Source organism: Arthrobacter sp. NPDC056691, from assembly GCF_042791415.1.
Classification (GTDB): Bacteria; Actinomycetota; Actinomycetes; order Actinomycetales; family Micrococcaceae; genus Arthrobacter.
Map to the genome: position 1 here is coordinate 1 of NZ_JBHTXX010000016.1, position 13,110 is coordinate 13,110.

Here is a 13,110-nt window from a genome sequence, read left to right on the forward strand (position 1 = left end):
GCGACAACGTCCTGTCGGTGTTTAGGACGATTTCTCACCCGCTCCGACCATCCGGAGCTCTCCGTCGACGATGCTGAGATCAGTTGCGCTCAGCGAGGGGGTCATGCGGTTTCGGCATTATTGTTTGCGGCCAGAGCGCCGGCCAGTCGCGGGCGGGCGCACGGTGGCCGCCCCCCCGGCTATGCCGGTTCAAGGACTCCGATAGTCTGTCGACACGCTTCCCTGACTTTCGAAACCAGAGGCGAGTCGCTCATATCATTGCTGCAAATCAGGCTGACGCGGGAGACCGCCCTGGCGTCCTGGATGTCCAGGTAGGCGAGGCCCGGGATGGTGTAGGCGCGGAGGGATTCGGGGACAACCGCGATGCCCAACCGGGCGGCCACTAACCCCAGGATGGTTGGGAACTGGACGGCTTCCTGGGCGAGATCGAATTCGACGTCGGCGGCGTGAAGCAGCGCGGCGATGTGGTCAAAAAGCCGCGAAATCCTGTCCCTTGGGAAGGCAATGAATCGCTCCCCCTTCAGGTCTCTTAATGCGACTGCACTGCGGGACGCGAAGGGATGGCCTGTGGCGACTGCCAGCACGAGACGTTCGTTTTGCAGAAGCGTGGAACTGAGGCCCGCTACGGCCCGCACTTCCCGTGCGATGCCCACGTCGAGGGCTCCGGCGGTGATGAGGTCGATTTGGGCGTCGGTGGTTTCCTCGCGGAGTTCAAGGTCAATGCCGGGCCATTGGGACCGGAGCACCCGAACCACCGGTGGAAGGGCTGAAATGGCTGCCGACGAGACGAAACCGAGACGCAGCTTGCCGATTTCGCCGTCTCGGGCCTGCCGGAGGGCTGCGGCCATAGTGCCGTATTGGGTGAGGAGTTTCCTGGCGTGTTTGAGGAGCAGTTCACCGTCGGCGGTGAGCTGGACGTTGCGGGAGTTCCGCACGAACAGTTGTGTCTTGCATTCCTCTTCGAGTTTGCGGATCTGCTGGCTTAGGGGCGGCTGGGCCATGTGCAGCCTCTCGGCGGCCCGGTTGAAGTGCAGCTCTTCGGCCACTGCGACGAAAAGCTCCAGACGACGAAGGTTCATACGACCAAGACTAAACGCATATTGATACCGGTCAAATAGATACTTCAGTGGATGACCCTGCGGGTCTACCGTTGATCGTGAGGACAGCCACAGATCAACCAACACAAGAGGTTCAAGAATGCCCGTCATGACCAAGCCCGCCAGCAGCTTCATCAACGGAAGCTGGGTTGAAGGGACCGGGGACACGACGTCCCGGTTCAACCCGGCGGCACCGAACGAAGCTGTCACTACCTATCACCGGGCCGGGTCCGCGGAGCTGACCCAGGCGATCCAGGCGGCTACTGCAGCGACGACGGCGTGGGACCGGCTGGGGATTCTGTCCCGGGGCCGCATCCTGTCGGCTGCAGCTGCATTGATCCGGGAACGCCGCGACGAGATAGCCCGCGTCATGACGGCCGAACACGGTAAAACTCTGGCCGAGTCCAGGATGGAAGTTGACGCCTCCGCGGACACGTTCGACTACCACGCGGGTTCGGCGCGGAACCCGGTCGGCACGGAATATCCCTCCAGCCACCCCGATGAGCGGATCCTCACCGTGCGGCGCCCGCTGGGCATCGTCGGTGTGATCACGCCGTGGAATTTCCCGCTGCAGATCCCCGCCTGGAAGATCGCACCGGCGCTGCTGCACGGCAACACGGTGGTCTGGAAGTCCGCAAGCCACACCCCTGGAGTATCGGTCCTGCTGATGGACATCCTGGCCGACGCCGGTATTCCGGCAGGTGTGGCGAACCTTCTCCTTGGGCCGGGTCCGCTGGGTTCCGAACTCGTTTCCCATCCGTCCGTCGCGGGCGTGACCTTTACCGGATCCGCCCCTGTTGGGCACCATATCCGCGGGATTGTCTGCGGGCGCGGCGCGAAACTGCAGATGGAACTGGGCGGACACAACGCTACTCTTGTCCTGCCCGACGCGGACGTCGAACTGGCCGCAGCCAGCGCCGTCAACGCCGCGATGGGGTCCACGGGCCAGAAGTGCACAGCCACCAGGCGGATCATCCTGGTCGGCGACGGGCACGAGGAATTCCTGGCAACGGTGAAGGAGAAAGTCTCTGCTCTTATCGTGGGCCCCGGCACAGACCCGTCGGTGCAGGTCGGCCCCGTGGTTTCCGCCTCTGCCCGCGATGAAATCAACGCTGCGATTGACCTGGCCATCACCGAAGGCGCGGAAGTTCTCGCCCAGGCCCCTGCCCCGGCTACAGGGGGTCACTACGTCCGGCCCACCGTGCTGACCGGGCCGGAATCGATGACGATCTGCCGCGAAGAGGTCTTCGGTCCCGTTGTCACGATTCTTCGTGCTGCCACCCTCGGTGAAGCCATCACGTTGGCGAACAATACGGAGTTCGGCCTTACTGCCGCGGTCTTCACGAGCGATGAGCGCGCTGCCCGGCAGTGCGTCACTTATTTGGACGCCGGCCTCGTCAAGGTCAATGCGCCCTCGACCGGGTCCGAACTTCATGCCCCCTTCGGCGGAATGAAGGACTCAACCTTCGCCGGTCCCCGGGAACAGAACAGTGCCGCCGCAGCTGCGTTCTTCACCCACGAAAAGACCGCCTACCTCCGCCTGGCACCCGAGAAGGCGTGATCATGACACTTCAGGATGAACGAACCTCAAACCAGCTCCGGGCGCCGGAAGAAGTACTCTCCAGCGGCGATATGAACGGTGCCTGGGCTACCCGGCACAGCTTCGCCCGCAGCATGCTCCGCCGTGCCGCAGCCCGGGGATGGTCCGTGGCCAGGACCCGCATGGAGCTCGACCCTGCCGCCCGGGGCACCGCCGTCTACACCGTGGACGCCGAAGGCCGGCAACTGACGTTCGTCGCTTTCTGCCGCACTCTGGAAGAAAGCGAACGCACCGACAGGGTCATCGCCGACGCCTGGGACGTCACTGCGGCCCTCATCGAAGGGTCCCTCACTCCCGAGCGCGAAGCTGAGCTGCGGCTCAACGTCCCCGTCCAGGAACGCGGCCGCGTCGATCCGGACACCATCATCCTGACCCGGGCGAACCGCAGCGCACGCTTCTTCGACTACGTCAGCGACTGCCTGGCCTCCGGGTCCCAGCCCGACGTCGGCGCCATCGGCCCCAGCCCGTACCTGATCCGCAGCACCGCGTTTTACGGCAACGGAAAATTCGGGCTGAAGGAATTCACGGACATCGCCGCCGACCACCCGCTGGCCGTGCCGTACCGGTCCCAGATGCTCACCGCGTGGCTGCTGCGGGAACTGAGCATGGACATGGTTGAACACGTTGCCCGCGCCAAAGCCGCGGCAGCCGGGACGAAAGCGGTCCCGCTGGATGCGGCGTGGAGCCGTTACCTTGGACTCGGCAACGCCACCGGGCTGGGCATGGTCCCGTTCGTGATCAACCACCCGGACTATCTTGACGCCTGGTGCCGGCTGCGGGAGATTCCACTCGCCGCCGGACTCGGCCGGGACTACGCACCGGATCATCCGGACGTTGCCCGCGTTGCGGAGCTCCTCGCCAAGGCGGACCGCCACCTCGAGGAGAAACACGCACTCCACACCACCCCCTTCCTGGCTACCGATACGGTCCGGACCCAGCTCCAGCAGCTTCTGGAGGATCTGCGTTCCCACCAGGCTTCTGCTACCGAACCAGCGCCGGTGCTGGCACGCCTGCACGAGAAGGCCGCAGGCCTCAGTGCTGAGGCCCGGGGGATCTTTGCCTCCATCGTCATTGAACTCCGTGCCGACTTCGATGAGGCCGCCGAGTCCCTGCTCAGAGTCGACGGCGCCGCACCGTTCGAGCCGGCTATGCCCTGCCGGGAACTGAAGGGGCTGCTGGAGACCAACTACGCCTGGGCCCGCGGCTACGATTTCACCGATCCGGAGAGAACGCGGTATTACTGGTTTTCTTCCGCAGCCAACGAAGAACCCCGACGTGCACTGCGCGTAACCCGGCCCGCGGGCACGGCGGAGCACTGCACAGATATCGCCCGGCGGGTCAATGCCCTCGCCGCCGACCTCGGGCAGTTCCCGCCACACCGCAGTATCGCGGACTTCCTTCTGGTACACCCGGGGCACCGCTTCGCTGCGGCCCGGGTCCAGCAGACACGGCACTATCTGTACGGGGAGCTGCAGGACAACCTCATCGACGGGGAATTCCTGCCTCTGAGCACCCAGCGCTTTCAGCTGGCCAGTTACGGCATGAATAACTTCAGTCCGCAGTCAACGGACTGGCTGCGGGTGACCTTGTTCAGCGGTGCCCCACGTGCGGAGGACATCAACCACGGAATGGACGATGACGACTGGCTGTTCCCCACGGCGCCGACGGGTCCGGAATAATGAGCCTGCACGAGCAGCTGACCGTCGTGGACGGTCTGCAGATCAGTAACTGGAGCCGTCCGGTCCTGGAAGAATTGCGCACCGGTGGTGTCAGCGCGGTCAACGCGACCTGCGCTGTCTGGGAAAACGCCGCAGATACCTTCCGGTCCGTCGGCCAGTGGCTGGAACTCGCCAACCGCAACCCGGACCTGGTGTTCCTCGCCTCAACCGGTGCGGACATCGAAACCGCGAAAGAACAAAACAGGATTGCCGTGTTCCTGGGGTTCCAGAACGCCAGCCCCTTCGAAGACGACTACCGCTACGTTGAACTCTTTCACCGGCTCGGGGTGCGGATCGCCCAGCTGACCTACAACAACCAGAACCTGATCGGCAGCGGCTGCTTCGAAGCCGATGACGCAGGCCTGACACGCTACGGGCGGGTGATCGTGGAAGAGATGAACCGGGTCGGCATGCTCATCGATCTCTCCCATGTCGGTTACCGGACCAGCCGCGACGCCATCGAGGCTTCCTCGGTTCCGGTCTCCGTCACGCACTCCAACCCGCTCTGGTTCTTTGACACACCGCGGAACAAACCCCACGACGTCATCCAGCCCCTCGTGGACCGCGGGGGCGTCATCGGCTGCTGCCTGTACCCCACCGTCAGCGGCGGTGAACACGTCACCATCGAGAGTTTCTGCACGATGGTTGCCCGCATGGCGGACCAATACGGTCCCACGAGCGTCGGGATCGGCAGCGACTGCACCCGCGGCTGGGACCAGGGATTCGTCGGCTGGCTCCGCAACGGCCGCTGGCAACCGACCGATCCACAGCACGCACCGGCCTGGCCGCTGTGGCCGGACTGGTTCACCGGCCCGCTGGACTTCCCCCGGCTCACCGACGGCCTCGCCGCGGCAGGCCTCACCGAGCACACCATCACAGCTGTGATGGGCGGCAACTGGGCCCGGCTGTTCACAGAAGTCATGGACACAACAAAGGAACACGCGCATGTCTGACACCATCACCGGCCCGGCCCCCGGCGGGCAGCAGACGGCACGCATCATTGCCGTCCAGCCCCGCGAAATCAAGGAAGCTGCCTCCCGGTCCCTCTGCGCCGCCGGCGCGGACCCCCTCGAAGCCCAGGAAGGAGCCCTCGCAGTCCTCCGCGCCGAAGCCGAAGCACACGCCGGTCTCCGGCTCCTCGAAGATCTGCTCAACGCAGACTGGACAACCGCCGCCCGGCCGACAGCTGCCAAGGACGCGTCCTGGGTGGGCGGCACCCTGCGCGAGCTCGCCTGCGCCGGCCAACCTGCTCTGAGGACCGCGCTGCAACTCCTTGACCTCGCCGCAGACGCCCCGGACGGTGAGGTGTCCGTGACCCGCACATCGCAGGCCCGCATCCCGTCACTTCTCTGGAACGACCTGGTGCTCAGACGCACCGCCACGCTGGGCCGCCGAATCATCATCGCCACCACCCATGCCGGCGCGGCACCCGGACCCGAGGACACCACCAATTACCTCACGGTCCGGGACGGGGTGCTTTCGGCCACGCCGATCCTGGCGCCGGAGGCGGCCGCCGCCCTCATCCCACAAACCATGGAGCACGGCACCGTCGTCGTGGTGTTGCCCGAACCGGTCCACACAAGTCCGGAAACAACCAACATCCCGCCCAAAGCACTGAACATGCGTGAGAAAGACTGGCAGAACATGTACCAGATGTCCCGGAAATACCTGGTGCCGGACGCATGAACACCATTGCCCGGACCCAGTTCACCGACGGCAAGCCCCGGTCCTACTCCGCCTCCGCCACAACCGGCGGCATCATCTACCTGTGCGGGCAAATACCGGCCCGCGAAGACGGCACCGTCGATGCCGACATCGCCGGCCAGGTAACACAGGCCTTCGACAACCTCGAAGCCGCCCTTAAGGACGCAGGATCCAGCCTCTCCCACCTGCTCAAACTCACCGTCTTCCTGGCCGACCTTGACGAATTTGATGCCTACAACGCCGCCTACCTCACCAGGCTCAGCGGACACCCCCTGCCTCCCAGGACCACCGTGCAGGTGGCCCGATTCAGAGGCGAAAAACGCATCGAGATCGATGCAGTCGCAGCCGTAGCAGCCTGACCGCACCCCGGCCACGGATCTGTTGGGTTACCAACGTCGCTTTCCCTCCTCCCAGATCGGAACCATCATGCTTTCCCAAGCGCCAGCACCATCAACTCAAATGACCATCGACTCAGCCCCGCTGAACTCCTTCCACAAACGCCTCACCCTCTTCAGCTCAGGCGGCCCATTCCTCGACGGATACATCCTGGCCATCATCGGCATCGCCCTGGTCCAAATCATCCCGGCATGGCAGATGAACGACTGGTGGAACGGCCTCATCGGCGCCTCCGCCCTGGTGGGCGTCTTCCTCGGCGGACTCATTTTCGGCAACATCACCGACAAAATCGGCCGCAAACTCATGTACACGATCGACCTCATGGCCATCATCGTGTTCTCCGTCGCCCAGTTCTTCGTCCAGGAACCATGGCAGCTTTTCCTCCTGCGGCTGCTCATCGGCATTGCCGTCGGCGCCGACTACCCCATCGCGACCGCCCTCGTCGCTGAATTCGTCCCCAAGAACTGGCGAGCACGGCTGCTGGGCGGCCTGAACGCCATGTGGTTCGTCGGCGCCACCGTCGCCGCGTTCGTCGGTTACTGGCTCCTCTCACTGGAAGACGGATGGCGCTGGATGCTGCTGTCCTCCGCCGTGCCCGCAGTCCTGATCCTCATCGCCCGGGCCACCATCCCCGAATCCCCCCACTGGCTCGTCGGCAAAGGCCGTCATAACGAGGCACTGGAAATTCTGAGGAAAACCATCGGCGACGGCGCCACGCTGGACGGCATCACCGCCCACGACCCGAACGCCGCCAAGCTCAGCACCGCCAAAGCGTTCAAACTGGTTCTGACCGGCGGCTACCTCAACCGGGTCGTCTTCATCTCCATCTTCTGGACCTGCACCATCGTCACCCTGTTCTCCATTTACGCCTTCGGGCCCCAGATCCTGGCCCTGTTCAACCTCCAGTCCGGCGACGAAGCCTACATCGGCTACGGCCTGATCAACCTGTTCTTTCTCGTCGGCAACATCGTCGCCCTCCTCGTCGTAGACAAACTAGGCCGCCGGCCCGTCCTGATCTGGGGCTTCATCCTCTCCGGTATAGGTCTGGTCTTCCTCGCCGTCTTCCCGAACGCACCCCTGGCCCTGATCGCCCTCGCCTTCGCCTTCTACGCAATCTTCAACGGCGGCCCCTCGATCCTGGAATGGATCTACCCTAACGAGCTATTCCCCACCAAAGTCCGGGCAACCGCCGTAGGACTCTGCACAGGGACAAGCCGCATCGGCGCCGCCATCGGCACCTTCGCCACCCCCCTCGCCCTGACCCACCTCGGGCTCTCCGGCACCATGTGGATCGCCGCTGGAATCGCACTGCTCGGCGCAGCCGTCAGCATATTCATGGCCCCCGAAACCAAGGGCCAGAACCTCGAAGAAGCAGCCGCCCTCCACGCCTAACACCACCACCGACCAAGCGAAGCGGGAGCAGCCGTCTTTTCCGGACGTGCTGCTCCCGCTATGCACATGGTGCGCTATCCGCACTGACTGTGGCAAGAAGCGGTTGCCAAGACCGCATGGCTTTCTCCTCGGTGACGCACCAGCAGCCTCCGAGGCTCTCGGAGCGCCGAAACTGCAATCACCCGGAGCATGACGTGGACTTGACGTAGACGTACAGGCTAACTTGATGTCCGAAGCTCACACAGCTTGACCGAACCCGCTTATCGGCGTCAAGCAAGGGGGTGGGACCAGCTGTTGCGGGCGGCGCTTCTGGCGGTTATTGCGTCCACGCTCTGCGTTTCTCAGATGAATCACCAGGCCCTCACCGGCGCCCTTCCGTGCCATGCGTATGTGGGTCGTTGCACTGTCCGCTGCGGCTGTTAGTCAAAGTGGGTCTGCACGTCGGTTCCTGACAGTTTTGTGACCAGCTCGGCGGCGACGTCGCGCAATTTGTGGTTGCGATTGCTGGAGACTTTGGTCAGGATGCCCACGGCCTCTTTCTGCGAGCATCCGTTCTGGGCCATGATGACCCCGCAGGCGATGTCGATCGCGGTCCGGCTCCTCATGGCCACCTCCAGGTTCCGGGCCCGGGTCTGGGCGGCGCCGATTCTTGCCGACAGGTGCAGCGCACTGCTGGCCAGCTCTCCAAAAGCTGTGGCCTTCCGGACCAGTTCGGGGGTGAACGTCCGCGGCTCGGGTCCGAAGAAGTTCAGTGCAGCGCCGGCATCATCACCAATGTTCAGTGGAAAGGCGAGTGTTGTGTTGACGGCGTGTTCGAGGAGTTGCTTCCGGTAGTCCGGCCAGCGCGCATCGGTCCGTGCGTCGTGGAGCAGCTGGGGTTCCATGGTCTGCAGCGCCCGGGGGCAGGGGCCATCGTCCGCGTGCTTTTGGAGCTGGTCCAGTTGTCGTGCCCGGGGGCTGTTGCCGGCGACGTTGATCGTTTGTTCTTGGTGCTTCAGTGTTACTGCGCATTCGACCGCGGTCCCGGCCATGTCGCTTAGGGTGGCCGCGGCAAGCCCCGCGAGGCCATCCAGAAAATCCTCAACGCCTTCGGTCCCGATCAGGATGTCCTGAAGTTGCCGGACCGCTGCATGTTCGTCCACGGTGATCCTTTCCCGACGCCTCGGCAAGGACCGTGGTCCTTACCAGGCAGCCAAACATTTCTAGCGCCCAGGAGTGCCCGGTTTTACGAAGCCACGCCCCCCGGGCCGAAGAGGAATTCCCTGGCGTGTGCGATGGCTTTCTTAAACGCGTCGTTGCGGAGGGTGATCAGGTGCTCCATGTCGCCGACGGCCGGTTCCAGGTAGCCGGTGAAGCCTGGCCTTAGCACCCAGATGTCACCGGAGGGCGGCAGGTAAAACACTCCGAAAGAGCGGTGCTGCTGGTCGTCTTCGGTCCAGATGGGAACGACGGCCAGAGCCGCCCCGGTGCCGGGGTTGACCCACTGTGCTCGGGGCAGTGGCTGCTCGTGGGATTCCGGGTCCAGGAACGGTGCCGTGCCCTTCCCCCAGCGCTGCTCGAAGCGTTTGTAAAACGCGGGGAAAAGGTGGGAGTCGTAGCGGCGCCAGTCACTCATTTCCTTCTGTCACCTTCCATTCGTATCTTAGGGCTTTGGATCTTAGGGCTTTGGTTCACCGCACGTGGCAAAGTGAGTGACGGATCGGCCTTGTGGACGCGGTCAGACACCGCAGCACTATCGCAGGGACGCCCGTGTGAACCGCCAACCCCATTGAGCTGGTCCACTAGCGCTGGCGGGCCGAACCGGAATCCTCGGCAGAGCCCGCGACTTTGACGAACGCTTCATTCCGCAAGGTCCGTCAGATGTTCTCGTCGCGGGAGCAGATGGGCACCACCGCGAGGGTGGCGCCGGTGGTGGGAGTGGTCCACTGCGCACGGCGCAGTGGATCCTCATGGGCTTCGGGGTCCACAAACGGCTCTGTGCCCTTGCCCTGGCACTGCTCGAACCTCTCCCGCAACGCCGGGATCAGGCGTTGAATCGCAGCGGTCACGCCAGTCGCTCATCGTGTGGTTCTCCTCTGATCATCAGGCCGGGCTTCACGCCCACGGTCCGCTCTCCCACCGGACGGGGGTGACGCGAAGTGGCGGTTCCGGGCGCCGGGTCACGTGGACGGGAACGTTGTGCGGTTGCCGGACTGCCCCACGGTCGTGGGCGGCGCGGCGCTTCGGGTCCCGCAGCACAGCGAAGGCCTCCATGATGAGCTGCAGTTCGTCCGGGACCGCATCACCGCCCGCGACATCCGGGTGGTGACGGCGCATCAACGCCCGGTAGGCGCGGGCTATCTCCTCCTGCGACGCTGCCCGGGAAACATGCAGCGCGGCATAGTAGTCCGGAGCGGGGCTGCTGGTCATTACTGAAGCCTGTTGCAGTTTGCAGTGGTGGTTGCCGTGGCCGCGGCAGGGGCGGCGTTACCCGAAGACCGCCCCCGCCGGCACACCGGCCGCTACGTCTCGATCTGGTGCAGCTGGCCCTTGCTTTCGATCTCGATCTTCCGCGGCTTTGCCTGCTCGGCGACCGGGATCCGCAGTGTCAGCACGCCAAGGTCGTAGCTGGCCTTGATCTGGTCCGTGTCAAGGGTGTCGCCAAGGATAAGCTGGCGGCTGAAGACGCCGCGCGGCCGCTCGGAAACCACCAGCTCCACGTTGGGCTGGGTGGCGTCCCGGCGCTCCGCCCGGACCGTGAGGACGTTCCTTTCAACGTTCAGGTCCACGGCGTCAGGCGAAACCCCCGGCAGGTCAAACGCCACCACAAATTCCCCGTCTTCCTGCCATGCGTCCATCGGCATGGCCGCGGGACGGGCCGCTGTTCCGAAGACCTGCTGGGTGAGCCGGTCCAGCTCACGGAACGGGTCAGTACGGATTAGCATCATTTCCCACTCCCTTCAGCATCTGGTTTTTAGGGCTATCCACCACCGGTTATCTATGGCGGTGGATATAGATTTTTTATAGCACCACGTGACAAACTGATGCAAGGGAATATTGAGAGATTTTGGACGGGAGAAGCACATGGCCAACCGGGACAGCACCAGGCGGGGGCTGTACGCCATCTCGGTGGTCGCGGAGCTCGTGGGAACGGGCCAGCAAAACATCCGGCTCTACGAGCGCCGCGGCCTGCTGACCCCGGAAAGGACCGGCGGCGGCACCCGCCAGTACAGCGAATCCGACCTTGCCGTCCTGCGCCGCATTGCCGAGCTCCTGGACGAAGGACTCAACCTGGCCGGCGTCGCAAAGGTGCTGGAACTGGAGCTGGACAACGCCCGCCTCCGGCGCCAGCTGCGGCGTGCCCGCGCCCGCACGCCGCCCCCCGACGACGCCGAGTGACACTGCGGCTTAGAGCCTGCTCCGCCGAGCGGGGCGGTGGAACGCATCCGCCTCTAGGACAGGCCTGCAGTTTCCGGTTACCTTCCAGGATTCCCGTCCGGGCAGGCTGAACAGTTCCAACTGACCGTCCTGACTGTAGGGCATCCGTCCGCGTACTTGAAAACACATTGCTAAGCATGCTTATGATATCTGCAGCCGAATGCGAACGGCTACCAACCAGAGGAGGAAACACCATGGGACTGGGCGACAAGATTGAGAACGCGGCCGAGAAGGCCGGGGGCAAGGGCAAGGAAGCTGCAGGTGCTGCCACCGGAGATGAGAGCCTGCGGGCCGAAGGCCACGCCGACCAGGCCAAAGGCGACCTGAAGCAGGCGGGCGAGAAGGTCAAGGACGCTTTCAAGAAGGACTGACCAGGCGGAAACGAAGGGCGCACCCAGCGACGGGGTGCGCCCTTCGCTTTCCCCGGATGAGTAAGACTCTGAACAAGGCTTCGCCTTAAGCTGCCGAACCTCACGGCAAGCCATTCCTCGGTGCCCAGGTTGACTGAATCCTCACAGGCGTTCAACAATCATCACGGAAGGGCCCGCGTTGACTCATGGAAGATGCCCGCGTAGCGGTATTCGAAGAATCAATTGAGAATGCCCGCGTAGCGGCGTGTCCGCCGGGGTGGTGTTTGCCGCGTCGGCATTGTGAGCCATGGAGCTTTCGATGAGTGAACGCAGGCATCGGCGACCATCGACCGCCGGCTCAAAGCCGACCGGGCGAAACTGGAGCCCCGTGGCCGGTCCCACACCAAGCCCGGAACGCTGCTGAAAGACTCCATCCCCGTGAGGACCTGGGCCGAGTGGGATGATGCGGTGCCCGGGTTCGTGGAGATCGATCTGGTCGGCCACGAGGGCGCAATAAACAGGGCGAGTTCTGCTTCACCCTTGATATCAATGACATCGCGACCGGTTGGACGGAGACCCGGTCGGTGCGGAACAAGGCCCAAGAAATGGGTCTCAGCGGCGATCAAAGATGCCACCGCCGCGTTCCAGTTTCCTATTCTGGGAATCGACTCGGACAACGGTTCGGAGTTCATCAACTGGGAGCTCTTCCGCTGGTGTGAGCAGGAGAAATTGACCTTCACCAGGTCCAGGTCCGGGAACAAGAACGACGGCGCACATGTCGAGCAGAAGAACTGGCACATCGAGCACTGGGTAGTCATGGTCCGCAGGTGGACCTGCAGCAGCCATGACCGCAAGCAGCCGCGAGTTCGTGGGGAAGATCCTGGATGACGGGCTTGGATGCGTGGTCTTCATTGGTGAGCTCATCTCGCAAGATGTCAAGGGCGCGGGTTCCAAACGGTGACCGCTTCATGTGGGCGCCGCAGTCCAGCGTCCTCATCTACGGAGCGGCAGACACTTTTCTTGTAGATCCTCCGTTCACAAGGGACCAGGTCCGTCAGGTGCAGTACTGGATCGAGAGCAGTGGCGGAAATCTGACGACGCACATCTATGTCACCGATGAGCACGGCGACCACTGGTTCGCAGCCGACAAGATCGCATCTCGCTTTCGGCGCCCGAGTTGTAGCGACTCCGGGAACGATCAAGCTGATGCTCCGTCAGGTCGCGGCGTGCCGGACCTGGATCGGCTCTTTCCAGGACAGATTCCAGCGGCGCAGGTGGAAGCGGCACCCTTGCACAAGAACCGCATCCACTTGGAAGGACACGTGTTGGAGGCGCTCGAGGTTGGTTGCACCGACACAAACGACACGACGATATTGCACGTTCCGGCACCGGCCTTGCTTACCACTTCTCGCATGGTGATCGGCCGAATATGCGTG

At 63.8% G+C, this 13,110-nt stretch carries 14 protein-coding genes; 8 read left to right on the forward strand and 6 right to left on the reverse strand.

What is annotated here, in order from left to right; translation table 11 throughout:
• Positions 1 to 179 precede the first annotated feature (179 nt).
• On the reverse strand, positions 180 to 1,079 hold the full coding sequence (locus ACFRAU_RS13850; RefSeq protein ID WP_378000317.1) for a LysR family transcriptional regulator: 900 nt from the start codon (positions 1,077 to 1,079) through the stop codon (positions 180 to 182).
• A gap of 127 nt (positions 1,080 to 1,206) precedes the next feature.
• Here ACFRAU_RS13850 and ACFRAU_RS13855 point away from each other — a divergent pair, with 127 nt between their 5' ends.
• The 6 genes from ACFRAU_RS13855 to ACFRAU_RS13880 all read left to right on the forward strand — a co-directional run bounded on the left by ACFRAU_RS13855 (position 1,207) and on the right by ACFRAU_RS13880 (position 7,907).
• Complete coding sequence (locus ACFRAU_RS13855) at positions 1,207 to 2,658, forward strand: aldehyde dehydrogenase family protein (RefSeq protein WP_378000318.1); 1,452 nt, start codon at positions 1,207 to 1,209, stop codon at positions 2,656 to 2,658.
• A 2-nt stretch (positions 2,659 to 2,660) separates the two neighbouring features.
• Complete coding sequence (locus ACFRAU_RS13860; RefSeq protein WP_378000319.1) at positions 2,661 to 4,376, forward strand: hypothetical protein; 1,716 nt, start codon at positions 2,661 to 2,663, stop codon at positions 4,374 to 4,376.
• On the forward strand, positions 4,376 to 5,368 hold the full coding sequence (locus ACFRAU_RS13865; RefSeq protein ID WP_378000320.1) for a membrane dipeptidase: 993 nt from the start codon (positions 4,376 to 4,378) through the stop codon (positions 5,366 to 5,368). Before ACFRAU_RS13860 ends, ACFRAU_RS13865 begins: the two co-directional genes overlap by 1 nt.
• Positions 5,361 to 6,101 carry a hypothetical protein gene (locus tag ACFRAU_RS13870; protein WP_378000321.1) on the forward strand — a complete coding sequence of 247 codons (741 nt, stop codon included), beginning with the start codon at positions 5,361 to 5,363 and terminating at the stop codon, positions 6,099 to 6,101. Before ACFRAU_RS13865 ends, ACFRAU_RS13870 begins: the two co-directional genes overlap by 8 nt.
• Complete coding sequence (locus tag ACFRAU_RS13875) at positions 6,098 to 6,478, forward strand: RidA family protein (protein ID WP_378000322.1); 381 nt, start codon at positions 6,098 to 6,100, stop codon at positions 6,476 to 6,478. The genes ACFRAU_RS13870 and ACFRAU_RS13875 overlap by 4 nt, the downstream gene beginning before the upstream one ends.
• A gap of 100 nt (positions 6,479 to 6,578) precedes the next feature.
• Positions 6,579 to 7,907 (forward strand): MFS transporter, encoded by a 1,329-nt coding sequence (locus ACFRAU_RS13880; RefSeq protein WP_378000323.1) that lies wholly within the window; start codon positions 6,579 to 6,581, stop codon positions 7,905 to 7,907.
• A 419-nt stretch (positions 7,908 to 8,326) separates the two neighbouring features.
• Here the strand turns inward: ACFRAU_RS13880 and ACFRAU_RS13885 are convergent, their stop codons facing one another.
• The 5 genes from ACFRAU_RS13885 to ACFRAU_RS13905 form a co-directional block, all read right to left on the reverse strand.
• Positions 8,327 to 9,049 (reverse strand): GAF and ANTAR domain-containing protein, encoded by a 723-nt coding sequence (locus ACFRAU_RS13885; protein WP_378000324.1) that lies wholly within the window; start codon positions 9,047 to 9,049, stop codon positions 8,327 to 8,329.
• An 83-nt stretch (positions 9,050 to 9,132) separates the two neighbouring features.
• On the reverse strand, positions 9,133 to 9,522 hold the full coding sequence (locus ACFRAU_RS13890) for a hypothetical protein (RefSeq protein ID WP_378000325.1): 390 nt from the start codon (positions 9,520 to 9,522) through the stop codon (positions 9,133 to 9,135).
• Positions 9,523 to 9,763: 241 nt separating this feature from the next.
• Positions 9,764 to 9,955 carry a hypothetical protein gene (locus tag ACFRAU_RS13895; RefSeq protein ID WP_378000326.1) on the reverse strand — a complete coding sequence of 64 codons (192 nt, stop codon included), beginning with the start codon at positions 9,953 to 9,955 and terminating at the stop codon, positions 9,764 to 9,766.
• A gap of 46 nt (positions 9,956 to 10,001) precedes the next feature.
• Complete coding sequence (locus ACFRAU_RS13900) at positions 10,002 to 10,316, reverse strand: J domain-containing protein (protein ID WP_378000327.1); 315 nt, start codon at positions 10,314 to 10,316, stop codon at positions 10,002 to 10,004.
• A 92-nt stretch (positions 10,317 to 10,408) separates the two neighbouring features.
• Complete coding sequence (locus ACFRAU_RS13905) at positions 10,409 to 10,831, reverse strand: Hsp20/alpha crystallin family protein (RefSeq protein ID WP_378000411.1); 423 nt, start codon at positions 10,829 to 10,831, stop codon at positions 10,409 to 10,411.
• A gap of 139 nt (positions 10,832 to 10,970) precedes the next feature.
• Between ACFRAU_RS13905 and ACFRAU_RS13910 the strand changes: the two genes are divergently transcribed.
• Positions 10,971 to 11,285 (forward strand): MerR family transcriptional regulator, encoded by a 315-nt coding sequence (locus ACFRAU_RS13910; RefSeq protein ID WP_378000328.1) that lies wholly within the window; start codon positions 10,971 to 10,973, stop codon positions 11,283 to 11,285.
• A 233-nt stretch (positions 11,286 to 11,518) separates the two neighbouring features.
• Positions 11,519 to 11,695, forward strand: coding sequence for a CsbD family protein (locus ACFRAU_RS13915; protein WP_378000329.1), 177 nt, complete (start codon positions 11,519 to 11,521; stop codon positions 11,693 to 11,695).
• The last annotated feature ends 1,415 nt before the right edge of the window (positions 11,696 to 13,110 follow it).